This is a genomic window from Clostridium sp. YIM B02506, from assembly GCF_022324845.1.
GTDB classification, from domain to species: domain Bacteria; phylum Bacillota; class Clostridia; order Clostridiales; family Clostridiaceae; genus Clostridium_T; species Clostridium_T intestinale.
Window position 1 is genome coordinate 98,427 of record NZ_JAKGTG010000003.1, and the last position, 23,971, is coordinate 122,397.

28 protein-coding genes and 1 riboswitch are annotated in these 23,971 nt (G+C 30.7%); of the genes, 1 reads left to right on the plus strand and 27 read right to left on the minus strand.

Translation table 11 applies throughout. From position 1 onward, the window contains the following. Positions 1-63: 63 nt before the first annotated feature. From rlmD to L1S49_RS04340, 8 genes are all read right to left on the minus strand, one after another. Positions 64-1,416, minus strand: coding sequence for a 23S rRNA (uracil(1939)-C(5))-methyltransferase RlmD (rlmD, locus tag L1S49_RS04305; protein WP_238902700.1), 1,353 nt, complete (start codon positions 1,414-1,416; stop codon positions 64-66). A 23-nt stretch (positions 1,417-1,439) separates the two neighbouring features. After that, positions 1,440-1,742 carry a hypothetical protein gene (locus L1S49_RS04310; RefSeq protein WP_238902701.1) on the minus strand — a complete coding sequence of 101 codons (303 nt, stop codon included), beginning with the start codon at positions 1,740-1,742 and terminating at the stop codon, positions 1,440-1,442. A 146-nt stretch (positions 1,743-1,888) separates the two neighbouring features. Continuing rightward, positions 1,889-2,503: a superoxide dismutase gene (locus tag L1S49_RS04315; protein WP_238902702.1), complete on the minus strand. Its 615-nt coding sequence runs from the start codon at positions 2,501-2,503 to the stop codon at positions 1,889-1,891. A gap of 638 nt (positions 2,504-3,141) precedes the next feature. Beyond that, positions 3,142-3,939, minus strand: coding sequence for a MetQ/NlpA family ABC transporter substrate-binding protein (locus tag L1S49_RS04320; RefSeq protein WP_238902703.1), 798 nt, complete (start codon positions 3,937-3,939; stop codon positions 3,142-3,144). A 20-nt stretch (positions 3,940-3,959) separates the two neighbouring features. Then, positions 3,960-4,601, minus strand: a complete 642-nt coding sequence (locus L1S49_RS04325) for a methionine ABC transporter permease (protein WP_238902704.1) — start codon at positions 4,599-4,601, stop codon at positions 3,960-3,962. Between the two features lies 1 nt (position 4,602). Next, a complete protein-coding gene (locus L1S49_RS04330) occupies positions 4,603-5,565 on the minus strand; it encodes a methionine ABC transporter ATP-binding protein (RefSeq protein WP_238902705.1) in 963 nt (320 codons plus the stop codon). A 132-nt stretch (positions 5,566-5,697) separates the two neighbouring features. Continuing rightward, positions 5,698-5,814, minus strand: a riboswitch (SAM riboswitch). A 202-nt stretch (positions 5,815-6,016) separates the two neighbouring features. Further along, entirely contained in the window at positions 6,017-6,220 is a 204-nt protein-coding gene (locus L1S49_RS04335; RefSeq protein ID WP_073018184.1) for a DUF350 domain-containing protein, read from the minus strand. An 89-nt stretch (positions 6,221-6,309) separates the two neighbouring features. Then, on the minus strand, positions 6,310-6,945 hold the full coding sequence (locus L1S49_RS04340; protein ID WP_238902706.1) for a ComEA family DNA-binding protein: 636 nt from the start codon (positions 6,943-6,945) through the stop codon (positions 6,310-6,312). Positions 6,946-7,075: 130 nt separating this feature from the next. Here L1S49_RS04340 and L1S49_RS04345 point away from each other — a divergent pair, with 130 nt between their 5' ends. Beyond that, a complete protein-coding gene (locus tag L1S49_RS04345; RefSeq protein ID WP_238902707.1) occupies positions 7,076-8,353 on the plus strand; it encodes a D-alanyl-D-alanine carboxypeptidase family protein in 1,278 nt (425 codons plus the stop codon). 24 nt (positions 8,354-8,377) lie between these two features. On the opposite strand, the gene L1S49_RS04350 is transcribed toward L1S49_RS04345, so the two are convergent. From L1S49_RS04350 to minC, 19 genes are all read right to left on the minus strand, one after another. Further along, positions 8,378-9,271, minus strand: a complete 894-nt coding sequence (locus L1S49_RS04350) for an RluA family pseudouridine synthase (RefSeq protein WP_238902708.1) — start codon at positions 9,269-9,271, stop codon at positions 8,378-8,380. An 18-nt stretch (positions 9,272-9,289) separates the two neighbouring features. Further along, a complete protein-coding gene (locus L1S49_RS04355) occupies positions 9,290-10,549 on the minus strand; it encodes an LCP family protein (RefSeq protein WP_073018176.1) in 1,260 nt (419 codons plus the stop codon). 1 nt (position 10,550) lies between these two features. Beyond that, the gene (gene yqeK, locus L1S49_RS04360) at positions 10,551-11,132 is read right to left on the minus strand and encodes a bis(5'-nucleosyl)-tetraphosphatase (symmetrical) YqeK (protein WP_238902709.1); all 582 of its coding nucleotides are present in this window, start codon (positions 11,130-11,132) and stop codon (positions 10,551-10,553) included. 2 nt (positions 11,133-11,134) lie between these two features. Next, positions 11,135-11,746 (minus strand): nicotinate-nucleotide adenylyltransferase, encoded by a 612-nt coding sequence (gene nadD / locus L1S49_RS04365; RefSeq protein WP_238902710.1) that lies wholly within the window; start codon positions 11,744-11,746, stop codon positions 11,135-11,137. Next, positions 11,746-12,042 (minus strand): ribosome assembly RNA-binding protein YhbY, encoded by a 297-nt coding sequence (gene yhbY, locus L1S49_RS04370; protein ID WP_073018169.1) that lies wholly within the window; start codon positions 12,040-12,042, stop codon positions 11,746-11,748. The genes nadD and yhbY overlap by 1 nt, the downstream gene beginning before the upstream one ends. A 17-nt stretch (positions 12,043-12,059) precedes the next feature. Then, positions 12,060-13,364 carry a GTPase ObgE gene (obgE, locus tag L1S49_RS04375; RefSeq protein WP_238902711.1) on the minus strand — a complete coding sequence of 435 codons (1,305 nt, stop codon included), beginning with the start codon at positions 13,362-13,364 and terminating at the stop codon, positions 12,060-12,062. A 190-nt stretch (positions 13,365-13,554) separates the two neighbouring features. After that, complete coding sequence (gene rpmA, locus L1S49_RS04380; protein WP_021800631.1) at positions 13,555-13,854, minus strand: 50S ribosomal protein L27; 300 nt, start codon at positions 13,852-13,854, stop codon at positions 13,555-13,557. A gap of 4 nt (positions 13,855-13,858) precedes the next feature. Beyond that, a complete protein-coding gene (locus L1S49_RS04385; protein WP_238902712.1) occupies positions 13,859-14,230 on the minus strand; it encodes a ribosomal-processing cysteine protease Prp in 372 nt (123 codons plus the stop codon). A gap of 2 nt (positions 14,231-14,232) precedes the next feature. Continuing rightward, entirely contained in the window at positions 14,233-14,544 is a 312-nt protein-coding gene (gene rplU, locus L1S49_RS04390) for a 50S ribosomal protein L21 (protein WP_021800629.1), read from the minus strand. 157 nt (positions 14,545-14,701) lie between these two features. Next, positions 14,702-16,129 (minus strand): Rne/Rng family ribonuclease, encoded by a 1,428-nt coding sequence (locus tag L1S49_RS04395; RefSeq protein WP_238902713.1) that lies wholly within the window; start codon positions 16,127-16,129, stop codon positions 14,702-14,704. Between the two features lie 11 nt (positions 16,130-16,140). Then, complete coding sequence (locus tag L1S49_RS04400) at positions 16,141-16,845, minus strand: TIGR03936 family radical SAM-associated protein (RefSeq protein ID WP_238902714.1); 705 nt, start codon at positions 16,843-16,845, stop codon at positions 16,141-16,143. Further along, a complete protein-coding gene (locus L1S49_RS04405; protein ID WP_238902715.1) occupies positions 16,829-18,682 on the minus strand; it encodes a TIGR03960 family B12-binding radical SAM protein in 1,854 nt (617 codons plus the stop codon). The genes L1S49_RS04400 and L1S49_RS04405 overlap by 17 nt, the downstream gene beginning before the upstream one ends. A 117-nt stretch (positions 18,683-18,799) precedes the next feature. Then, positions 18,800-19,654, minus strand: a complete 855-nt coding sequence (locus L1S49_RS04410; protein ID WP_073018158.1) for a site-2 protease family protein — start codon at positions 19,652-19,654, stop codon at positions 18,800-18,802. Positions 19,655-19,674: 20 nt separating this feature from the next. Continuing rightward, positions 19,675-20,409, minus strand: a complete 735-nt coding sequence (locus L1S49_RS04415) for a M23 family metallopeptidase (RefSeq protein ID WP_238902716.1) — start codon at positions 20,407-20,409, stop codon at positions 19,675-19,677. A 115-nt stretch (positions 20,410-20,524) separates the two neighbouring features. Then, the gene (gene mgsA, locus L1S49_RS04420) at positions 20,525-20,890 is read right to left on the minus strand and encodes a methylglyoxal synthase (RefSeq protein WP_238902717.1); all 366 of its coding nucleotides are present in this window, start codon (positions 20,888-20,890) and stop codon (positions 20,525-20,527) included. Positions 20,891-20,912: 22 nt separating this feature from the next. Beyond that, positions 20,913-22,043: a rod shape-determining protein RodA gene (gene rodA, locus L1S49_RS04425; RefSeq protein WP_238902718.1), complete on the minus strand. Its 1,131-nt coding sequence runs from the start codon at positions 22,041-22,043 to the stop codon at positions 20,913-20,915. A 172-nt stretch (positions 22,044-22,215) separates the two neighbouring features. Then, the gene (gene minE, locus L1S49_RS04430; RefSeq protein ID WP_238902719.1) at positions 22,216-22,485 is read right to left on the minus strand and encodes a cell division topological specificity factor MinE; all 270 of its coding nucleotides are present in this window, start codon (positions 22,483-22,485) and stop codon (positions 22,216-22,218) included. Positions 22,486-22,499: 14 nt separating this feature from the next. Continuing rightward, entirely contained in the window at positions 22,500-23,297 is a 798-nt protein-coding gene (gene minD, locus L1S49_RS04435; protein WP_238902720.1) for a septum site-determining protein MinD, read from the minus strand. Between the two features lie 20 nt (positions 23,298-23,317). Next, positions 23,318-23,956 carry a septum site-determining protein MinC gene (minC, locus tag L1S49_RS04440; RefSeq protein ID WP_021800620.1) on the minus strand — a complete coding sequence of 213 codons (639 nt, stop codon included), beginning with the start codon at positions 23,954-23,956 and terminating at the stop codon, positions 23,318-23,320. Positions 23,957-23,971 lie beyond the last annotated feature (15 nt).

The window sequence follows — 23,971 nt, forward strand, 5'->3', positions numbered from 1 at the left end:
ATTGGTAGCAAATTAGTAGTAAATCTACATTTTAATATATTAAATTTCTTTTAACCCTTGATTTTACCTAGATAGCTTCACTATAGTTTCACAATGTGGAGTGTTAGGAAACATATCCATACATAAAGTCTTTTGAACTTTATATCCAGAAGCTATTAAATATTTTAAATCATCAACTAAAGTTTTAGGATTACAACTTACATATATGATATCCTTAGCTTTAAAATCCACTACATATTTAAGTGCAACAGGATGTACTCCACTTCTTGGAGGGTCTAATATTATTATATCTGGTTTATCTTTTAACTGTGTTATTACTTTAGCTACATCTCCAGCTATAAACTCACAGTTATCTAGTCCATTTAGTTTAGCATTCTCATTAGCAGCAACTACAGCTTCTTCGATTAGCTCTATTCCTCTAACCTTTTTAGCTTTAGGAGCTGTTATCTGACCTATAGTTCCTGTACCACAATATAAATCAAAAACTACTTTATCTTCTCCACTTCCCATAAAATCTCTTACTAGAGAATATAACTTCTCAGCACCTTTAGAGTTAGTTTGGAAAAATGAAAAAGGTGATATTTTAAACTTAAGCCCTAAAAGATTTTCTGTTATATGGTCTTCTCCATACAATAAATTAACTTTTTCAGGTATAACTGCATCAGAGAAGGAGTTATTTTCTGTATGAAGTACTGATTTTAATTTTCCTTTATAATTTAATGATTTTATAAGTTCAACATACTCATCTAAAGAAAAATCTATTTGAGTTGTTGTAACTAAGTTAACCATTATTTCTTCAGTTTCAAAAGCTTTTCTTATTACAAGATGTCTTAGATATCCTTCTCTTTTCATTACTCTATAATAAGGAAGGTCTTTTCCTCTAAAATATTCAACGGTTGCTTTTAAAATCTCTCTAAAATCCTCATCAACTATCTCACAAACATCTACATTTACAATTCCAAATGGTTTTCCTTTTATATGCATTCCAAGGGTTAGTTCTCCCCCTTTTTCCTCATCACCAAAGGTAAACTCCATTTTATTTCTGTATTTCCACTGATCTGGACTTCCTTCTATTCCTAAGAATTCTCCCATGTCAACTTCAGCATCAAGGAACAACTCTTTAACTTCTTCCTTTTTAAGTTCTAGCTGCTTTTCATAATTAAGATTTTGTGAAGAACAACCTCCACAAATATTAAATACCGAACATCTAGCATCAATTTCATAAGATGCCTTCTCAACAACCTCTAGAGGTTTTATTTCTCCATACTCTTGTTTCTTTTTAGTAACTTTCCCCCTAATCACTTGCCCTGGAAAAGAATTTTTAGAATATATCTTTTTTCCTTCTAAGTATCCAATTCCTTTAGATGGGAATTCAGTTTTTTCTATCGTTAAGGTTATTTCACTACCTTTTTTCATCTATTAGATTTTCCTCCGTAAGTTTATTGAACATTAAATATTTTTTCTCCTAATGTTCTTCCTAAGCTATTTTTTGTAATTGTGTAATATAGTATATTTGAAGTAACATATGAGAAGAAATATATTCCTATCTTAACCACTATCTCATATCCTATAACTTTTAAGATTAAACTAACTATAAAAAATAATATAAATGCTAAAAATGCCACTATGGTTTGATCTGCTATAGATATTATTAATCTTCCAAAGAAACCTATTTCACCATTCTTCTTATTACTGTTTTCTTCTTTAGCAACTTCCTTAACAATTCCCTCGTTATTGTCCATATTTATACCTCCACTTCATAACATTCTTTTAATATACTATAAAAAGCTTTTTATGTAAATAAAGTTAACCTTAATGTAAATAAAAAACTACCTAAGTATAAAACTTAGGTAGTAAAAGGGGACATTTTTAAGGGAAAGAAATAACTTTACTTTATTGCATCTTTATATAATTCTGCTGCGTAATCCCAATCAACTACGCTCCACCAAGATCCAACATAATCTGGTCTTCTATTTTGATATTTTAAGTAATATGCATGTTCCCATACATCTAATGCTAATACAGGCTTAGCTCCATCACTTACTGGAGTGTCTTGATTAGCTGTTGATACCACTTCTAATTCATTGTTTTTATTTACAATTAACCAAGCCCATCCACTACCAAATCTTGTAGCAGCTGCCTTGCCAAATTCCTCTTTAAATTTATCAAAGCTTCCAAATTTATCATCAATAGCTTTTCCTAAATCTCCTGTTGGGTTACCACCTTTATTAGGCCCCATAAGTTGCCAGAAAAGCGAATGATTATAGTGACCTCCACCATTATTTCTTACAGCAGTTCTTATGTCTTCTGGTACAGCATTTAAGTCTTTAACTAAATCCTCAACTGATTTTTCTTGAAGATCTGGATATTTTTCTAGTGCTGCATTTAAATTGTTTATATAAGTAGCATGATGTTTAGTATGGTGTATAGTCATTGTTGTTTCGTCTATATATGGCTCTAACGCGTTATATTCATATTTTAGTTTTGGTAATTCATGTTTCATAATTAAAATCCTCCGTGTTTCTTAATTTCTATGATTTTATTCTATCATAGTTGATATTAATAATCAATATTATTTAATAATTATATTATGTCATTTCTCTCGACATTATTTTTATTCCCGCTTTAGCGTTTTTATATCCTGCACAAATTTTTCAAACATCTTAAACGTCTTATCAAGAGCTCATTTTTATAGAGAATTACCTTAACTTCTCTCAAATAACACTTTTTAAACATTTTTCTTTTTAAATGTTTTTCTTTTTAAACATTTAAACATTTAAACATTTAACTTTTTATTAAACATAGTATTTAATGAATCTAATGAGGCTTGAGAAGAAGCCTCTACAGCAACAAGGTGTTTAACTTTTTATTAAACATAATATTTAAGTAAAATGACTCTAATGAAGCTGTGGAACGCTTCTACAGTATTAAAGTGTTTAACTTTTTTAAACATAATAATACTAAGCTATGAATTTAATAAAGCTGAGAACCACTTCTACAGCAGTAAGGTTGCGGTAGAAGTGGTTCCTAGTTTCAGTCTTATATTTTATAAATAATGAATTTAATGAGGCTTTAGGAGCAGCCTCTACAGCAACAAGGTGCACAAATTAAATTCATGATAGCTTTTTGTATTTCTAGTTATTAAAATGCTGGAACTACTGCTCCATCATATTTCTCTTCTATGAATTTTTTAGCTTCTGGAGATGTTAAAGCTTCTTTTAAAACTTTAATTTTTTCTGTTTCTTCATCACCTTTTCTTACTGCTAAAATGTTAGCATAAGGTGAATCTTTTGATTCAATAGCAAGAGCATCTTTTACTGGATTTAAGCCTGCATCTAATGCATAGTTTGTATTTATAACAGCTGCATCTACTTTCGCGTCATCTAGAGTTCTTGGAAGTTGAGCTGCATCTAATTCAGTAATTTTTATATTTTTAGGATTTTCTGTTATATCATTTGGAGTTATTAATTCTCCATCTTTAACTTTGAATAATCCGTTATCTGCTAATAATTTAAGTGCTCTCGCTCCATTAGAAGCATCATTTGGTATAGCTATATTTGCTCCATCTTTTATATCATCAAATTTTGCAACTTTTTTAGAATATAAACCCATTGGTTCAATGTGAATTTTTGCTGCCCAAGTTAGATCTAATCCTTTTTCTTTATTCATATTCTCTAAGTAAGGTACATGTTGGAAGAAGTTTGCATCTAATTCTTTTTCATTTAATGCAGTGTTTGGTGTAACATAGTCATTAAATTCCACTACATCAAGTTTGTAACCTTTTGCTTCTACTAATGGTTTAATTTCATTAACTATTTCTTCGTGTGGTATAGGTGTAACACCTATTTTTATAGTTTTATCGTCTTTTTTTCCGCATGCAGTTAAGCTAAATGCTAATGCCCCTACTAATAATATTGATAATAATCCTTTTCTTTTCATATTAAGAACCCCCTAATTTTTTATTTTGTTTTCTTTTTATAAATATAATTCCCCAAAGACTGTAATCCTTGAACAAATACAATTAAAATTAATACAGTATAAAACATTACATCTCCTCGGAATCTGTTATATCCATATTGGATTGCTGCAGCTCCAAGTCCACCTCCACCAACAGCTCCTGCCATTGCTGAGTATCCTACTATACTTATTATTGTTAGTGTTATTCCTAAAATTATACTTGGCATGGCCTCTTTTAGCATAACTTTAAATATTATTTGTGAGTTTGTGGCTCCAAATGACTTTGCAGCTTCTATTACTCCCTTATCAACTTCTCTTAAGGAAGATTCTAATACTCTAGCTACAAAAGGTGCAGCCGCTATAGTTAATGGAACAATTGCCCCCTTGATTCCTATACTAGTTCCTACTATTGATTTTGTAATAGGAACAACTACTACCATTAAAATTATGAATGGTATACTTCTTAAGACATTTACTATTACATCTAAAGTTTTATATATAATACTGTTTGGCTTTAATCCATCTGGTGCAGTAAGAATTAATACTACCGCTGGTATAAATCCTATGAGTACAGCAAAGAATGTTGAAACAAAAACCATTATTAGCGTTTCATTTATAGCTTTAAGTAATATATCATTCCACATCCTATAGCACCTCCCAGATTATATCTTTAGATTTTAGATAATTTATTGCTATATCTTTATACTCTTCTTTGATGTTTATAACAAGACTTCCTAAAACATCATCTCTAAACTTTTCAAGTTTGCCCCATACAATTGAGAAGTCTATATTTAATTCTCTTGCCATTGCAGTTATTATTGAATTCTCACTTAAATCTTTAGGGAAATATAATCTTATATTTACTCCTGTTTCTGGAAGTGTTTCTTCTTCCTCATCACCTAAAAACTTTTTAAGGCTCAAGCCTGGACGTAAGAATAATTCTTCTGCATTTCCTTCTGCTCTAATTACCCCACCTTCAATTAAAGCAACTTTTTCACATATTTCTTTAACAACTTCCATCTGATGTGTTACTACAACTATTGTTATTCCTAGTTCCTTATTTATCTTTAATAATAAAGATAATATATCTTTTGTCATTTTAGGATCTAGTGCTGAGGTTGCTTCATCACATAAAAGTATCTTTGGTTCCAAAACTAAAGCTCTAGCAATTGCTACTCTTTGCTTTTGACCACCGCTTAAACTTGCTGGCTTACTTTTTTCTTTTTCTGTAAGTCCAACTAAATCTAATAATTTATATACTTTTTCCTTTATATCTTGCTTATTGTAGCCCCATACTTCTAAAGGTAATGCAACATTATCAAAGACTGTTTTTGTTTGTAACAAATTAAAGCCTTGAAATATCATCCCCAAATCTTTTCTGAATTCTCTTAATCCTCTAGGAGATAGTTCAGCTACTTCTTGCCCCATAACTTCTAAACTACCTGAATCATAGGTTTCTAGTCCATTTATGCATCTTAGGAGAGTTGATTTTCCTGCTCCTGAATGTCCTATAATCCCATAAATTTCGCCTTCTTGAATTTTAAGGTGTATATCTTTTAATACTTCTGTTCCATGGAAACTTTTGCTTAAGCCTTTTATTTCTATCATTTATTTCCTCCAAATTGTTATACCTAGGTAAAGTGAAAAATATCGCTACGACGACTTTTGAGCCATCGATTGCAATAAAAAAAGCGCTAGAGAATAAACTCCGCGCGATAATAACAGCCCTAGAAATCTATCCTCTCATCTATCAGCTAAAAAATAGCTGCAGGAATTAGCACCATGCATAAATTAAATGGAATTTATGTTGGTTGCTGGGTTTCATAGGGCCAGTCCCTCCACCTCTCACGATAAGAAACAAAAAAGTTTTATTTAGTTTATGTTTATAACTATAATATATAGTAAGGCTATATGCAATAGGTATTTTCTCTTTTTGTGAATTATTTAATATTTTTATATAATTATTAATTTTCTATCACCATTTAAATGTTTACACTTGATAATATTATTGTTTATTTAATAAAATCAGCGCATTCTTATATAGAATACGCTGATTTTATTAAGCTATAACTTGAGAAACTATTATTCCTATTGCAATAAGTACTCCTGCTACAACAATAGCTACCGCTATGTTACCATTTTCTAATTCTTTATCAAAATCAGCCTTTATAACTTTATCAAATAGTATATAACCTATAAGCATTATTGCTATTCCAACTATTCCAAAAAGAAAGCTTAATCCAACGTTAATAAGTATATCCATGAAACCTTCCCCCTTATATATTATAGTTATAATTTTAATATACTATTTATACATATTCTACTATTTTTTATATTAATTATTTGTTATTTTTAAATACTTATTTTATCCTTTAGCTTTTCGAAGGTAGCTTCTCCAACCCTATCTATATTTTTAAGTTCCTCTATGTCTTTAAATCCACCATTTTTCTCCCTATATTCAATTATCTTTCCTGCCATAACCTTACCTACTCCTGGAAGAGTATCTAATTCGGCTTCAGTTGCAGAATTTAAGTTAATCTTCCCATCTGTTTTGGAAGTACTCTGTCCACCTGTTCCGGATACTGATACACTTTGAGCTTGAACGCTTTTATCATCTATATTCCCAACAACTATACACTCATGGTTTTGAAGTTCCTTTGCAAGGTTAATAGCTGAGGTATCTCCTTTTTCAGTAAGTCCACCAGCTTCTTCGATTAAGTTTTTTATTATAGCTCCTTTTTTCAATGTGTATACTTCTGGATTTTTAACTTCCCCTTTTATTTCTACAACTATGGATTCAGTCTGAGTTACCTTTTCTTGAGTTTTAATCTCTTTATCTTGCGTACTTTCCTCAACAAACATATTTTCAATCTCTTCATTAGTTAGGGGCTTTGGTCTATTTATGTAATAATAAAACCCTCCTATAACTACTAATAGAGTTACAAGTATTCCTATGCCAATAATCTTTTCTTTTTTTCTAATTCTCATAAGACCTCCAACTTTTATACTAGATCTTTCATTTATTTATGATTATTGACATAATTTAAACATAATATAGAAATATGTTTAATAATTTGTTATACTTATTTTTAAATGATATTAACCGACGGGGGATAAAATGAAAAGATTTGTTTATTTTATTGCATTAATGTTTTTTTTCACTATTTTTTTAGGAAATCCTGCAAAAGCCGCTCAAGTTCCTAATGTTGATTCTGAAGGTGCTGTTTTAATGGATGCTGCTACCGGAAAGCTATTGTACTCAAAAAACCCTAATGAATCTTTAGCTCCAGCATCAACTACAAAAGTAATGACTGCTTTAGTTGTTTTAGAAAATGCTGATTTAAATGCAAAAGTAACTATAGGTAAAAATCCTCCAGCAGTTGATGGAACTAGACTTGGTTTGATTGAGGGAGAAGTTTTCACTGTAAATGATTTACTTCATGCCATGCTTCTACTTTCAGGTAATGACTGTGCTGTAGCTTTAGCTGAATATGTAGGAGGATCAGTGGAAGGTTTTGCTGAAATGATGAATAAAAAAGCTAAAGAAATAGGAGCTAATAACTCCCATTTTACTAATCCATCTGGTCTTTATGATGAAAATCATAAAACTACTCCTTATGATTTAGCTTTAATTACTAGAGAAGCTGCTAAAACACCTCATTATTTAGAAATTTCTCAAGCGGCTATTTATGAATTTCCTCCATCTAATATAAATGGTGAGAAAAAATGGGCGGATAACAAAAATAGTCTTATAAGAAAAAATAGTATGTATTATTATCCTTATGCTCTTACTGGTAAAACTGGCTATACCATAGACGCTAAACATTCTTATACTTCTGTAGCTGAAAAGGACGGTCAAAGATTAATAGCTACTTTTATGCGTTCTGATATTAAAAATTCCTTTTTTCTAAACGCAAAAGATTTATATGAATATGGATTTAATAATTTCAGCTTAGTAAAACTTTATTCTAAAGGTCAAGAAGTTTCAAGTTATGAAGTTGATAAGGATACTACAATCCCTTTATTAGCTACTCAAGATGTTTATTACGTTACTGATAAAGGACAAGAAAAAAATGTAAACTCTAAAATTGAAAGCGAAACTAAAGATTTATCTAAAACTTCTTTTAAAAGAGGAGAGGTTATTTTAAATTCTGAAGTAAAAGTAAACAACGAAAATTACATAGCTCTTCCTTTAGCTTCTGGAGAAGATAGAGAAGTTAAACCAGTAACTACAACAGTAAAGGAAAGTATTTTAAACAAAAATTCACTTCCTGTAATTTTATCAGTAGGCAGTTTTTTAGGAATTCTTTTCCTTCTTAAATATAAAAATCATATTAAGAGAAAAAAACTTAAAGCAAAATATCCTAATATATTTAATAAGAAGATGAGAAAATAGAGCATTTGCTTTTTTGCAAATGCTCTATTTTTTAATTTTTTCTATAAGTTCTTTCATATCGCCGGGCATTTCTGCTCTTAGACTTAATTTCTCTCTTGTTCTTGGACTATAAAAATCTAATCCATATGCATGAAGAGCCTGCCTTGGTATTAATTCATCTTCCTCTTCCCCATATAGAAAATCTCCATAAATAGGGTTTCCTAAATAACTTAGGTGAACTCTTATCTGATGAGTCCTTCCTGTTTCTAAAAGACATTCTACTAGGTCAGCATTTTCATATCTCTCCAAAACCTTATAGTGAGTTATACTTTCCTGCCCTCTAGGGTCTACAACTCTCTTTATTACATCATCACTTTCTCTATAAATGGGTTTATTTATGGTACCTTCTCTTTCTTTTAAGTTACCATGAACTAAAGCTAAATATCTTTTTTGGAAATGCTCTTCTCTCATCTCTTTAGAGAGCTGCATGTGTGCAAATTGATTTTTAGCAATAATTATAAGCCCCGATGTATTCATATCTAGTCTGCTCACAAGTCTAACAATAGAATTTTGTCCTGTTTCTTTAAAGTAATACATAACTCCATTAGATAAAGTTCCATTAAAATGGCTTTTAGTAGGATGCACAACCATGTATGGTTTTTTGTTTATTACTATAATATCCTCATCTTCATATACAATATCTAAATCCATTTTTTCTGGTTCTATATTCTGGCTCTCTTCTTTATCTAATATAACTACTATATGTTCACCTTCTGATACCATATAGTTCATTTTTACCGCTTTTTTATTTACTAATATTCGTTTATCTAAAGCAGCCCCTCTTATTAGCCTTGTTGATAAACCTAAATCTTCTTTTAAATATTCTCTTATTTTTCGTTTATCATACTCAGCTGGTACTGTCTTTTGTATCTTACTCATTTTTGCTCCTTAATAAATCTATTCTTTATAGTCGCTTCCAATTAATATCACTGCATCGTATCCTTGAGGATTATCATCTAAATCTTGAATGGTTCCAGTTCCTAAATCCTCTACTATAAGCTTTCCCATTTCCTTATTATTAGTTTTTATAATAGTTTTACTTCTTTCTTGAGTATTACCTGTGTCTATAGCACTGTAACCTTTTGTTTTTAAATTTTCCGACATCCTTGATGCTAATCCTGTAATTCTAGTTCCATTTAAGATATTTATCCTTAAGTTTTTCTTCTTTATAGTTCCATTACTAGCCTCTGATCCACTTAGTAATCCAAGGGTTTCAATATTCATATTTCTATTGTATACCACATAGGAGGCTCCCCCTATAGTTTTAAGATCTCCTTGTAAAGTAGCTGTAGTTACATTGCTTTTATCTAAATCTTTAAGCCCTAAACCATAAGAGATAATCTTACTTGGTGACATATTAGTTTTAACATAGGCAGGCAACACATCTAGTATTCCTTTTATGTTTGTAATTATAGCTGGTGATGTACATTTTTCTATAAGCTTATTTATGAACTTATGCTGATTTTCTATTCTATCTAAGTCTCCATTTGCAAAACCTGTTCCATCGTTGTTTTTTCTCCATCTAAAGAATTCTTCTGCCTTTTTTCCATCTAAAAGAACAGTTTCCCCTTTATTGAATCTAATATGAAGATCTTGAGCATCGTCATCATAATACATATTTCTTTCAATATACATTTCAACTCCGCCAACAGCATCTACCAGAGCTCTAAATCCTTCATAATCTATTTTTACAATATAGTTAATATCTGCTTCTATAAGTTTTTCTACCTCGCTTTGTATGAGTTTTTCTCCTCCTATAGCGTAAGCAGCATTTATCTTGTTATTTTTTTTATTAACCTTTATTAACATATCTCTAGGAACTGAAATAAGACTTGCTGCATTATTTTTAGGTTCATAATGAAGCACCATAATAGTATCCGTTCTCTTTATGCTTTCATTATCCTTTTGATTAACATCTCCTATGTCTAATCCAAGTACAAGTATATTAACAGGCTCTTTTGCCTTTACTTCATTTGGAGCTACTGAAACCCCATCTGTACTAAATTTCCCAAAGAAATTATAAAAGTAAATAACAGTAAAAACAATTGCTGCTATTATTGCAGTCAATACACCACTCATAATCATCAATCGTCTTTTTCTTTGTTTTTCGTAGTAGGCTTTTTTCTTTTTGTTTCTATATTCTTCACCGTTATCCATACTATTCTAAGCCTCCCTTACCATTAATGATAAGATAATTCCTAGCCTCTATAGTATTAGGATGAATAAGTCCACCTTGTTTTAATATATAATTTATGGTATTATTTAATCCCACTATCACACCTTTATCCAAGTCTTCAAAAGTTAATTTTCTTAACTCTTCAACGCCAGGATAAACCCTGTTAGGCTCTATATAATCAGCTATATATATTATCTTTTCTAATAGCGTCATATTTCCTTTACCTGTTGTATGATAAGCTGCTGCACTCAATATTTCTTCATCTTCAATGCCCATTATATTTTTACCTATAATCGCTGCAACTTTTCCATGTAAAAGCTGAGGTGTTTTCTCTTCTATATCATCTATTTGCTCAAAATTTTCCTCTAGCATCTTCTTCATAGAATTAATGTGCATATTTTTAGCACTATCATGAATTAAAGCTGCAAGTTCTGCTTTTTCTTCTTCAACACCATTTATTTTTGCTAATGCTTTAGCTGTCTTAACTACACCTAGTGTGTGTTCATATCTACTCTCTTTTAAATTCTCTTTAAGATATTCTAGTATCTCTTCATTACTCCACATAATTATCTCTCCTTATATAATCCCATATATCCAATATACTCCCTTACCTCTTCTGTTAACACTTCATCAGGTATAGGCAACCCATTTTCTATTTCTTCTCTTATTTGAGAAGACGATATATTTAATTCTAATAAGTCCAAATATATAATATCATGATTGTATTTTTCTTCAACTTTCTTTTTCTCTTCTAATAATTTCTCTTTAGGAAAACCAGGTCTACCAAACACCACTAAGGCAGCATTATCCAATATTCCCTGTACATTTCTCCAGTTATTTAGCTGAAGTAAACTATCTGCTCCAGCTATGAAGTAAAACTTACAATCTTTATTTACTTCATTTAAATGTTTTAATGTAAGATAAGTATAACTTAATCCACCCTTGCTTATTTCGTAATCACTTACATCAAAATAAGGATAACCTTCTGTAATAAGCTTAACCATTTTATATCTTATATTTTCATCTGTAATCTGTTTATGAGTTTTGTGAGGAGGACTTCCGGCAGGCATAAAAATAATTTTATCTAGCTTTAATCTTTTGTAGGCTTGTTCTGCGATATATATATGGCCATTATGAGGAGGATCAAAAGTCCCCCCCAATATACCAATTTTCTTCATTATTTTGTCTTTAACTCTATCTTAGGTTTTTTAGTACTTTGTTTGTAAAGTACCAATTTACTGCCTATAGCCTGAACGCCTTCACATCCTACTTTTTCACATATTATGTCAGAGGCTTCCCTTGTCTCTAATCCTGAGTTTTCAAGTACTTTTATCTTTATTAATTCTCTTGCTTCTAAGGCATCTTCAACCTGTTTTATAAAGGTTTCTTCTATACCATTTTTACCTATTTGGAATATAGGATCTATATTATTTGCAAGAGATCTCAAATAAGCTCTTTGCTTACTAGTTATCATAAAATCATCCCTTCTTATTACATTAAGTATTCAAATTCAAAGTCATTAAGTCTAACGAAGTCTCCATCCTCTATTCCCATTTCTCTAAGTTCATCTAAAATTCCTTTATTTTTCAGAACTTTGTGGAAATATCTTAACGAGTCTGCATCATTAACATTAACAGCAGTTAATAGTCTATCTACGAAGCTACCTTCTATTACATAGACATTTACCTTGTTACCATCTTCGTTTTCTTCGCCTTCTTCAACTCTAATCTCATAAGTAAATCTTCTTTCCTCTTGTACATACATGTCTTCTTTAGAGATTTCAAGTTCCATAACTGGAATACTTTGAAGCATTCTTGCAGCTTCTTTTATAACTTCTTCTACTCCAGTATTAGTAGCAGCTGACATTTTAAATACTTTATCATATCCCATTTCATTTAGTTTTTGTTTAAACTGTGTATATACTTCTTCATCGTATAACATATCTGCTTTGTTTGCCACAACGATTTGAGGTCTATCCCAAAGTTTTATAGAATATTTTTTAAGTTCTTCATTTATCTTTAGGAAGTCTTCCATAGGATCTCTTCCTTCAACTCCTGATATGTCTACTACATGTATAAGTAGTCTTGTTCTTTCTATGTGTCTTAAGAATTTTATTCCTAGGCCTACACCTTCTGAAGCTCCTTCAATTATACCTGGTATATCTGCCATAACAAATGGTTCTATTCCCGGTACACTAACTACACCTAAATTAGGTTTTAAAGTTGTGAAATGATAGTTAGCTATCTTTGGTCTAGCTTTAGAAACTATTGAAAGCAATGTTGATTTTCCTACATTAGGGAATCCTAATAAACCTACATCTGCTAAAAGTTTAAGTTCTAATAATACCCATCTTTCTTCACCTGGCATTCCAGGTTCTGCAAAGTTAGGCGCTTGTCTTGTAGGTGTTGCAAATTTAGCATTACCTTTTCCACCTTTTCCGCCCCTACAGATTTTATAAGAATCTCCAGGATGAGAAAGGTCTACCATAATTTTATTAGTTTCTACGTCTCTAATAATAGTTCCCATTGGAACCTTAATTATTAAATCCTCTCCATCTTTTCCATAACATTTAGAACCCGAACCATTAACGCCTCTTTCAGCTATAAACTTTCTACTATATTTAAAGTCTAAAAGAGTAGTCATATTGGTATCTACTACAAATGTTATGTCTCCGCCGTCTCCACCGTCTCCTCCATCTGGTCCACCTAGAGGAACATACTTTTCTCTTCTAAAAGATATAGAACCATTTCCACCGTCACCAGATTTTAGAAAAACTTTGGCTGTATCTATAAACATATAATCACCTTACCTTATTTTCTATATATATTATTAACAGGTATTTTTTTATTAATCTCTTAAATATTACAACATGGAAATTTATTTTGCAAATACATAAGAGTTACAAATAACTTATTTTTTTCTTAAGCCACTTTTGTAATAAATTTAAAAAAGCACCCTAACTTAGGGTGCTTTGCTACTGAGTAAATTATTCAGCTATCTCTTCAACCTGTACTGGGTAAACAGAAACTTTTTTCTTATCTTTACCCACTCTTTCGAATTTAACAAGTCCATCAGCTTTTGCAAAAAGAGTATCATCTTTACCTCTTCCAACATTTGTACCTGGATGGATTTTAGTTCCTCTTTGTCTAACTATGATGTTTCCAGCTAAAACAAATTGACCATCTGCTGATTTAACTCCTAATCTTTTAGATTCAGAATCTCTACCGTTCTTAGAGCTACCTACTCCTTTTTTATGAGCAAACAATTGAAGGTTCATTATTAACATGGTGTTACACCTCCTCTTTTAAAAGAAATATATATTTATCACGTTTATTTTTTCCAAAACTTTGTTCTAAGGATATCATTATACTTTCTAAGCTAAGTTCAAAGGTTTTTAAAAGCACTTGTGCCTTTAATAATTCCTCTTTCTCTATATCGCTTAAATCTAAGCTTATGTATCCATCATAGATTTCATAACTACAATTTATTTTCAATACATTCTCTAAGCCTATAAGTAAACTTTGAGAAAGTACAGATACAGAATTACATACCATATCGTAAGCTTCACCTATTATAACAGCTTCAGCATCTCTAACAGCATGACCTTTTATATCAACTGCAATTATATTATCATCTTGAAATTTAATTACTACTTTAATCATAATTAAGCTTCGATCTTTTCAACTTGGATCTTAGTGTAAGGTTGTCTGTGTCCAGCTTTTCTTCTGTAGTCTTTTTTTGGTTTATACTTGAAAACTACAACTTTCTTTGCTTTTCCTTGAGCTAATACTTTAGCTACAACCTTTGCACCTTCAACCACTGGTTTACCAACTTTAACTTCACCGTTGTTAGATACAACTAAGATTTCGTTAAATTCAACTGTTGAGTCAACTTCAGCATTCAATTTTTCAACGAATAGAACGTCTCCTTCTTGAACTCTGTATTGTTTTCCCCCTGTAGTTAATACTGCGTACATTAAAAACACCTCCTCATTACGGTCTCGCCATTTTAGGTACAAAGATTTAACTTTGTTTTAATTAAAAACCTGTTATGTGCGGTTACTATGAAATTCTATCATATAGCTTATACTTTGTAAAGAAAAGTTTTCATAATATTGGACATTTAATCTTATATTATAGGGTAATTAAATATTTTTCTACATTCTCTATCTGATTTTTAAATAAAAGAGGCTCAACTTTGAAATATTCAACTTCATGTACATAGTTTATGTAGATGTTGCAATCTAATGCTTCAATTTTAGTTAAAAACTTAAATAAATCTTCTTTTATTAAAGATTCATATTGAGAGTTTATTTGTATATAAAAATCACTAATAGAGTTCTCTCCATTAAACTTTATTATATCATTTCTTATTAATATACTTACATAAGAAAGTGCCAGTCTTTCTCCCATACCATTGCAGGTTAAACATTTCTCTTCAATCATGTCGAATATACTTCTGCCACTTCTTTTCCTAGATATTTGGACTAAATTAAGCTCCGTAAACGGGAATACTTGAGTTCTATTTTTATCACTCTCAAGTTCACTTCTTAAAATATCTAAAATTTCTTTTTTAGACTCTTCGCTTGTTATATCTATAAAATCTATAAGGATTATACCCGCTAGATTTCTTACTCTTATCTGCCTTGCAATTTCTTTTGCTGCTTCCTTATTGGTTTCTTCTCCAGTTTTTTCACGATTTTTTCCCTTAGTGTTTTTTCCAGAGTTTACATCTATAACATGCATAGCTTCTGTCTTATCTATAACTATATATCCACCACAGTTAAGATTAACTTTATTATGTCTTAAGGAAAGTATTTCCCTCTCTATTCCATAGAAATCAAATAGAGTTCTTTTTTGATCATATAGTTCAACCTGAATGTCTTGTTTTTCCTCTAGATACTTCAAAACAACTTTATAATCCTCTTCTTTATTTACATATATCTTCTTAGTTTTTTTATCCATCTTATCTCTTAGAATTTTATGTAATAATGGATTATCACCATATAGTTTTTGAGGATTTTTATGATACTTCGCTTTTTGTTTTATTGTTTTATACTCTTCGTATAGTTCATATAATTCATTTATTATACTCTCTATTTCACAATAAGCTCCGCTTGTTCTTATCGTAACTGCTGCATCTTCAAAGGATTTTATATTCTTAAGCAATTCAGCTTTTCTATTTTCATCTTCTATTCTTTTAGAAATATTTATCCCTTTTCCTTTAGAGTTTATAACTGAATATTTCCCAGGCAATGAAAAATCCATAATAACCTTTGGCCCTTTATCTCCAATAGCTTCCTTTATTACTTCAACTACTATTTCATCCCCTTGCTTAAGTCTCACTTCTTTACTTAAGCTCATAAAAGCATTTTTCTCATACCCTATATCTACAAACGCACATTTAATAGCTGGAACTATACTCTTAACTATTCCTTTGTAAATTTCTCCTGGTAATGGTTCTTTGGTTTCTTCTTCTACAAAACACTCAGTTAATTCACTATTTTCTTTAATAGCAATTCTTAATATGTCTTCGCTTCTTTCTATAAATATTGCTCTCATTTTTACACCTTCTATACTATCTTATATAAAGGTAGCAACTTACCATCAATTTCAGCGTACATCTCTTCTCTGTTAATATCTACAAAAGCTTCATTATTAACATTTGGAGTATTTTCTTTTATATAGTTAACAAATGCCTCTGTATTAAGATGTTCTCTACTACCACAACTTATCCTTGTATTTAATACTAAATAATCATCTTTAACCCAATATTTTATATCTTTTATAAAAGGTCTTATATTAACACTTTTTTCTTCACCTTTTTTATTCTTTTTAGTTATAATCCATTCATCTTTTCCTAAAAGTTCTTTAAACTCTTCCTCTGCTGATTTTATATCAGTGTACTTGATCTTTATAGTATAAACCGCTTGATCAACCATTGCCATAGATTGTGGAACCTTTTTAGTGTTTGGTATAACTTCTATTCCTTTAGCTTCTAAAAATCTTACTCCAACTAAAGTATTTTGATTTAATCTTTCTATAATTTCTTTTTCATCCATCGGATTTTTTAAAACTAAGTCCATATATTCACCAACAGAACTTATTCCAACAGATAAAGGCTGAGCTATAGATAAAGCCATATGAGGATGGAAGCCCTTAGAGTATTCAACATCTAATTCACTTCTTAAAATTACTCTTTGAATAGATCTCATTAAATCTAAATGAGATATGAACTTTATATTTCCTTCTTTTGTGAACTTAATTAGATATCGCACCTGCAAAACACTTCCCTTCCTTAAAGTTTACATTTATTCCACAACCAGTACATCCAAGTCTACAGTTTTGAGTTAAACTTGCTGTTTTAGCTCTTTCATTTTCTTTTTCAATATACTCTCTATTTACTCCAATGTCTATGAAGTCCCAAGGAAGAATTTCATCATAACTTCTTTCTCTATATACATAGAAGTCTCCATCAACTCCACATTCTTCGAATGCTTCCATCCATGTATCAAAGTTGAAATACTCTGACCATCCATCAAACTTAGCACCTTTTTCATAAGCCTTTATAAGAACATCACACATTCTTCTATCACCTCTTGCAAAAACTCCTTCCATGTAAGAAGTTTTTTGATGATGATAGTTATAGACTATGCTTTTAGCTTTTATAGAATCTCTTACTGCACTAATCTTTTCACTAACATTCTCCATCTTATCCATAGGAGCCCATTGGAAAGGAGTAAATGGTTTAGGTACAAATATTGATGTACTTACTGTAACCCTAAGACCTTTATTTCTTATATGTCTTGGTACCATGAAATACTGGGCAGATATCTTTTCCGCTAAGTCTCCTATACCTTTAACATCTTCAATTTCTTCATAAGGTAATCCTATCATGAAGTAAAGTTTTATAGTACTCCAACCAGCCTCAAAAGCAGATCTTGAAGCCTCTAATATTCTATCTTCAGTAAGACCTTTGTTTATAACATCTCTCATTCTTTGGGAACCAGCTTCAGGAGCAAAGGTTAAACCTGTCTTTCTTACTTTTTGAATTTCTTTAATTAAATCCACAGAAAAAGCATCTACTCTAATTGATGGTAATGCTAAACTCACATTATTATCTAAATGCTCGCTCATTAAATCTTCAACTAATGCTTGAATATCTGAATAATCACATGTACTTAATGAAGATAGGGATATCTCTCTATATCCTGTTGCCTTAAGCATTTCTCTTGCTTGTTTTAAAAGAGTCTCTCTACTTTTTTCTCTAATAGGTCTATAAATCATACCTGCTTGACAGAATCTACAACCATTAGTACATCCTCTAAATAATTCTAAAACTATTCTATCGTGAACTATTTCAGTGTAAGGAACTATTATATTAGTAGGAAATTCAACTTTATCAAAGTCAGGAACTATTCTCTTTTGAATCTTCTTTGGAACATCATCATATTTAGGTTTAAATTCTTTAATAGTACCATCTTCCTTATAGCTAACCTCATATAAAGATGGTACATATATACCTCTTATTTTAGATATTTCTCTTAAGAATTCTTTCTTCTTTCCTTTACCTTTATACTTTTTGTAAACTTCAATAACATCATTCATCATCTCTTCGCCCTCGCCAAGTTCAATGAAATCTACTATATCCCATAAAGGCTCTGGATTATACCCACAGGACCCCCCTGCCATAACGATAGGTTCATCCTCTCCTCTTTCAGAAGCTCTTATTGTTATACCTCCAAGGTTTAGCATATTTAATATATTTGTATAACTCATTTCATATTGAAGTGTAAAACCAACTATATCAAAATCCTTAAGAGGATCTTTAGTTTCTAATGTATATAAAGGTATGTCATTTTCTCTCATAAGCCCTTCCATGTCTGGCCATGGTGCAAATGCTCTTTCACAATATGTATCTTTTCTTTCATTAATTGTATGGTAGAGAATTCTTGAACCTAAATGGGACATCCCTACTTCATAAACATCTGGAAAACAAAATGCAAATCTTATGTCAACTTCATTTTTATCTTTAACTACTTGATTTAGCTCACCACCTATATATCTAGCTGGTTTTTCAACTCTAAATAAAATATCATCAGTAATTCTATTCATCAATTTACCTCCTGAGTTCATCTAAAAATTGGGAATGTGTACTCATTAAATCCACATCCCCAATATACTATTCTTCATTACTTTGTTATTCTACCACAATTTATATTTTTGCACTACCTAAGTATGTTCCTTTATTTCTAAATATTCCTCTAATGTTATATTTCCATAAAGCTTCAAAGCCTCCATAAGTTCATCTTCATATAATATTTCAAGGAGCTTCATACTCTCGTCCAAAACATAAAAACTATGAAACTTATTTTTATCTATCATTCTAAGCAGGTTAATTAACCCTAGTTTATAACAAACAGATATACTTCTATTTTCTATATACTTTTGCTTATTAAACTTACTTTTCTTTTTAATCACATCTCCCATTAAAATATACATTATCCTTCCATTTTCCTTATATGCTGAGTAAATCACAAGAAAGCTAATCATTAAAAATGTTAAATTGACTTTATGTAATAGGAGCAGACTATAGAGAAAAAGTATTCCAAATCCAGTTCCTATAACAAAACTGCTATAAACTATCAGTTTAGTTGCAGCTCTATATGTTAGTTTCCTTGATAAAATAATATTAAAAATTCTACCGCCATCTAAAGGGAACACCGGTAAAAGATTTAATAAGCACAAAGTTATATTAATAGTAAATAAGTCTTTATACATATTTACTCCCTGCTTATTAAATAATATCAAAAATATAAGCGATAGAATCAAGTTAAATATAGGACCTGCAAAATAAACCCCTAGTTGTTTTTCATCTGAAAACTCCTCTAATTTTTCTATCTCTATAAAAAAACCTAATGGATGTATAAGCAAATACTTAATGTCCATACCAAAAATCAGAGCAACCAAACCATGAGATAATTCATGAAAAAAAATACATAAAAAAGCTACTAAAAGTTCATATTGCAGGCTAATACAAAAAAGAATAAGTACTTCGGATATAAACATTAAACCCTTTCTGCTCATTCTTCCCCCTAAATAAATTGCTAATCCATGTTCATGTAGTCTTCAATATTTCGTCCTTCTCCCATATACTTTAATTGAAATAAAAATGAAGAACTCACCTTGCCAATCATTTCTCCCTTGGCTACATCTTGATCTTCTTTTAGAGCTAATTCAGCTAAACCTCCATATACTGTCTCTATGCCACTTCCATTATCTATTATCATATACTTTCCTAAGGTCTCATCCTCTCCAACCTTTTTAACCTTACCATCATATACTGAATTAACATCAGTTGCTTCCGAAACACTAACTGAGTATATCTTCTGCTTTTCATCGTAGACCTTATATTCTCCTAATAATGGTTTAATAAAATTTTCTTTACTTCTCTCCTTAATACTGTCTCCCGCACCTAACTTTTCTTTTATATCCTCTACATATACTTCGGCACTGCTTTTTATACTGGATAAATCCATAGTTTTAGCGTAATTTATAGTGTCCTCTACACTATATCCTTTACTAACTATGTCTTTAGCCATAGCATACGCCGTTGTCGTTTCAGGCGTTTTAATCATTTTAAACATAAATATTAACATGAATAAAATAAAAGTACCCGCCAGTTCTTGGATTACCCTTTTAATTATGATATCTCCAACATTCTTACTTTGAGTGCCAGTTAAATTTCCTACAGAATAATCTCTCCTGTAGCTATCTGGCCCTCTTTTTTTACCCATTATTTTTGCATAATAGCTCTCATATTCAGAGTTATAACTTCCCATTCATAAAACCTCCAATACTCTCCTTTCTATTAAAGTCTACTCTAAATATATATTTAGTTTTTTAAATTCCTAGAACAAAAATAAAGAACCAGCTAAGAGCTGATTCTTTATTACACTATTTAATATATTTTATTAATATTTCTGCAGTACCTATATTAGTTGCTATTGGAATACCATGAACATCACATATTCTAATTAAAGCCGTTACATCTGGCTCATGTGGCTGAGAAGTTAGTGGATCTCTTAAAAAAATAACTAAATCCATTTCCCCTTGAGCTATCTTCCCACCTATTTGCTGATCCCCTCCAAGTGGTCCAGATAAAAATCTTTCTATAAGTAAGCCAGTAGCCTCCATTATTTTAAGTCCTGTTGTTCCTGTTGCATATAAATTATGACCATTAGCTAATACATGCTGATGTTTCTTGGCAAAATTTATAATATCTATTTTCTTATTATCATGAGCAATTAAAGCTATATTCATATTTCCCATTCCCCTTTTATTTTTAAAAGTTTATTTTCTTCTTTCTCATTCCTATATTTAAAACAAGTCCTATAGACATCATGGTAGTTAACAATGAGCTACCTCCAGAACTTACAAGTGGTAAAGTAATTCCTGTTATTGGCATAAGTCCTATTGTCATACCTATATTTTGTAGTACAGCAAATAAGAAATAAGATGCAAAACCTACACATATCATTTTGCCCAATAAATCCTTACTTGTCCTAGATATTACTAGCATTCTGTAAATTATTATGCCATATAAAGTTAAAAGAAATATAGCTCCTAAAGTTCCCCAATGTTCCCCAACTACAGCAAATATAAAATCTGTTTGTTTTTCCGGAACATTTTGAGCAACATATCCAGTAGTAGCATTAATGTTTAAATCTGCACCAGTACCAAATAAACCGCCCGAACCTATTCCTATCATAGATTGAGTAAGCTGAAGTCCTGTGTTAAGTTCATCTGCTTCTGGATTCAAGAAGCTAGTAAGTCTAGCTTTTTGATATGTATGAATAAGTCCTGAATTCCATACTATTACAATCGCAACTACTAGTGATAATAATCCTCCGCCTATTATTCTCATATCTAAACCAGCTATAAAAAACATTCCTAAAACAATAAAGAAACATACCATAGTCATTCCCATATCTGGCTGCTTCACTATAAATAATACTGGAACAATTATATAAGCTGTCAATATAAAGAAGTTCTTAACATCATTAATCTTTCCATCCATATCTTCAAGCTTTTTTGCCACTAATATTATAATAGCTATCTTAGCTAGTTCCGAGGGCTGCATAGAAAATCCACCTATTCTTATCCATCCAGTAGCACCATTTATAGTTTTTCCTAAAAAAGGAGTAACTGCTAAAAGCAGTGTGGATAATATGTAAAATATTAATGCATAATTTTTGAGCATTATATAATCTATAAGTAACATAAAATAAATTACTACTATAGAAAGTCCTAAAAATAACAATTGTTTTTTAAAGGAATTTAAAGTTTCAGGTGAACCTTTTGTTGCTAAATATATATTGAGGCAGCCAAAAAGAACTGTCATAATTGATGCAAGCAAAAGTGTGAAATCCAATTCCTTTAGGATTTTTAAATCCAATTTTAATTTTCCAAGCATTAGCACGCCTCCATTTTATGATTTCTATCCTATTATAACTCATATTATAATTTTTCACCATAAAGCTTACTATTAATTCATTAAGTTTTAAGAAAAAGTTATCTTTTTGTAAAGAAAAAAGTGTCGACTTTGTCGACACTCTGAGTCGTACATAAAATGTACAACTTTTCATTTATCTTACCTTAACATTTTTTATTGGAATATTTGCAACTAAAGCAGGAGAGATACCTTCCTCAACTTCTGTTTTTGTTACAGCAAACTCCATATTAGAAGAATCTATATCTACATATTTTGAAATCACTTCTAGTATATCTGCCTTAATTCTTTCCATAAGTTCAGGGTCTATTTCCCCTCTGTCATGTATAAGTATTAATCTCAATCTATCTTTTGCCACGTCTTTCGGTGTAGGTTTATTATTAAAAAACTTGTTCAGTAATTCCATTTCTACTCCGCCCCCTATTTACGTTTAAATAATTTCTTTAAAGAACCAAAAAATCCGCCGCTATCAGTGTTTAAATCCATTAAAGGTACTTCTTCTCCAAGAAGTCTTCTTGCAATATTTCTAAACGCTTGTCCAGACATTGCTTTTTCATCTAATACTATAGGTTCTCCTTTATTTGTAGAAACAGTTATAGATTTATCATCTGGAACTACTCCTAAAAGCTTTATTGATAAAGTTTCTATAATATCAGAGATATCAAGCATGTCTCCATTTTGGGTCATCTCATAATTTAGTCTATTTACTATAACTACGTGATCTTCTAAACCTTTTGAATCTAATTTTCCTATAACTCTATCTGCATCTCTTACAGAAGTAATTTCTGGATTTACTACTACTACTGCTTTGTCAGCACCAACTATAGCATTTTCAAATCCTTGCTCTATACCTGCTGGACAATCTATAATTACAAAATCGAACTCTTCTTTTAATTCATTAACTAAACTAAGCATTTGATTAGGTTTTATATCATTTTTATCCTTGGTTTGAGCTGTAGGTAATAGACATAGATTAGGGAATCTTTTATCCTTAATAAGTGCTTGCTTTGTCCTACATCTTTTCTCTATTACATCAATTATCGTATAAACTATTCTATTTTCTAATCCCATTAAAACATCAAGATTTCTAAGTCCAGTATCACCATCTACAACTACTACTTTTTTACCTAAAGCTGCAAGGGCTGTACCTATATTAGCTGTTGTAGTTGTTTTTCCTACTCCACCTTTACCTGACGTTATAACTATTGACTCTCCCATTCTAAAATCCCTCCACTATGTTATTTATATGCGAATTTATTAGGTAAATAGGGTTCTACCATTATAACCCCATCTTTAATCTTAGCAACTTCTGGATATCTAGGCTTATCATCACCTTCAGGTGATATGGTAATTATGTCTCCTATCTGAAGAAGCTCTGGTTCCAAAGAAAACGCAGCTATTATAGCTTTTGTATTCCCATTTATCCCAGCATGTACTTGGCCTCTTATTCTTCCAAGTACAATAATATTTCCCCAGGCATAAACCTCTGATCCTGAATTAATATCTCCAACTATAACAATGTTGCCATTATAATCTACTCTTTGGCCCCCTCTTATAGTTTTTCGTATGAACTTGGTTCTTCCTTCATATATTCCTGAAAAAATCTTTATATCTTTTTCATCAATATCTTTAAATATGCATTCTTTTATACCAACTTCATCAAAAAGAGAATGCTTTAACAATCTAACTTCTCTTTCATCTATGTATTTAAGTTCAGTCTTAATAGTTATTGTTGCACCTTTATAAAATTTTTTCCCCTTATTTAATCTTTCCAAAAAAACTTCAAGCATATCTTGAAAATCCTTAAAGGCAGTAAATTTAATTATAGCCACTAAGCCTTCTCTATTACCTTTAATAACAATTCTATCATCAAGCATATGTAACCTCTCAAA

Excerpts from the sequence above, each read along its gene's own strand:
- rlmD (WP_238902700.1), bottom strand. The coding sequence starts at position 1,416 with ATGAAAAAAGGTAGTGAAATAACCTTAACGATAGAAAAAACTGAATTC.
- L1S49_RS04310 (WP_238902701.1), bottom strand. The coding sequence starts at position 1,742 with ATGGACAATAACGAGGGAATTGTTAAGGAAGTTGCTAAAGAAGAAAAC.
- L1S49_RS04315 (WP_238902702.1), bottom strand. The coding sequence starts at position 2,503 with ATGAAACATGAATTACCAAAACTAAAATATGAATATAACGCGTTAGAG.
- L1S49_RS04320 (WP_238902703.1), bottom strand. The coding sequence starts at position 3,939 with ATGAAAAGAAAAGGATTATTATCAATATTATTAGTAGGGGCATTAGCA.
- L1S49_RS04325 (WP_238902704.1), bottom strand. The coding sequence starts at position 4,601 with ATGTGGAATGATATATTACTTAAAGCTATAAATGAAACGCTAATAATG.
- L1S49_RS04330 (WP_238902705.1), bottom strand. The coding sequence starts at position 5,565 with ATGATAGAAATAAAAGGCTTAAGCAAAAGTTTCCATGGAACAGAAGTA.
- L1S49_RS04335 (WP_073018184.1), bottom strand. The coding sequence starts at position 6,220 with ATGGATATACTTATTAACGTTGGATTAAGCTTTCTTTTTGGAATAGTT.
- L1S49_RS04340 (WP_238902706.1), bottom strand. The coding sequence starts at position 6,945 with ATGAGAATTAGAAAAAAAGAAAAGATTATTGGCATAGGAATACTTGTA.
- L1S49_RS04345 (WP_238902707.1), top strand. The coding sequence starts at position 7,076 with ATGAAAAGATTTGTTTATTTTATTGCATTAATGTTTTTTTTCACTATT.
- L1S49_RS04350 (WP_238902708.1), bottom strand. The coding sequence starts at position 9,271 with ATGAGTAAGATACAAAAGACAGTACCAGCTGAGTATGATAAACGAAAA.
- L1S49_RS04355 (WP_073018176.1), bottom strand. The coding sequence starts at position 10,549 with ATGGATAACGGTGAAGAATATAGAAACAAAAAGAAAAAAGCCTACTAC.
- yqeK (WP_238902709.1), bottom strand. The coding sequence starts at position 11,132 with ATGTGGAGTAATGAAGAGATACTAGAATATCTTAAAGAGAATTTAAAA.
- nadD (WP_238902710.1), bottom strand. The coding sequence starts at position 11,746 with ATGAAGAAAATTGGTATATTGGGGGGGACTTTTGATCCTCCTCATAAT.
- yhbY (WP_073018169.1), bottom strand. The coding sequence starts at position 12,042 with ATGATAACTAGTAAGCAAAGAGCTTATTTGAGATCTCTTGCAAATAAT.
- obgE (WP_238902711.1), bottom strand. The coding sequence starts at position 13,364 with ATGTTTATAGATACAGCCAAAGTTTTTCTAAAATCTGGTGACGGTGGA.
- rpmA (WP_021800631.1), bottom strand. The coding sequence starts at position 13,854 with ATGTTAATAATGAACCTTCAATTGTTTGCTCATAAAAAAGGAGTAGGT.
- L1S49_RS04385 (WP_238902712.1), bottom strand. The coding sequence starts at position 14,230 with ATGATTAAAGTAGTAATTAAATTTCAAGATGATAATATAATTGCAGTT.
- rplU (WP_021800629.1), bottom strand. The coding sequence starts at position 14,544 with ATGTACGCAGTATTAACTACAGGGGGAAAACAATACAGAGTTCAAGAA.
- L1S49_RS04395 (WP_238902713.1), bottom strand. The coding sequence starts at position 16,129 with ATGAGAGCAATATTTATAGAAAGAAGCGAAGACATATTAAGAATTGCT.
- L1S49_RS04405 (WP_238902715.1), bottom strand. The coding sequence starts at position 18,682 with ATGAATAGAATTACTGATGATATTTTATTTAGAGTTGAAAAACCAGCT.
- L1S49_RS04410 (WP_073018158.1), bottom strand. The coding sequence starts at position 19,654 with ATGAGCAGAAAGGGTTTAATGTTTATATCCGAAGTACTTATTCTTTTT.
- L1S49_RS04415 (WP_238902716.1), bottom strand. The coding sequence starts at position 20,409 with ATGGGAAGTTATAACTCTGAATATGAGAGCTATTATGCAAAAATAATG.
- mgsA (WP_238902717.1), bottom strand. The coding sequence starts at position 20,890 with ATGAATATAGCTTTAATTGCTCATGATAATAAGAAAATAGATATTATA.
- rodA (WP_238902718.1), bottom strand. The coding sequence starts at position 22,043 with ATGCTTGGAAAATTAAAATTGGATTTAAAAATCCTAAAGGAATTGGAT.
- minE (WP_238902719.1), bottom strand. The coding sequence starts at position 22,485 with ATGGAATTACTGAACAAGTTTTTTAATAATAAACCTACACCGAAAGAC.
- minD (WP_238902720.1), bottom strand. The coding sequence starts at position 23,297 with ATGGGAGAGTCAATAGTTATAACGTCAGGTAAAGGTGGAGTAGGAAAA.
- minC (WP_021800620.1), bottom strand. The coding sequence starts at position 23,956 with ATGCTTGATGATAGAATTGTTATTAAAGGTAATAGAGAAGGCTTAGTG.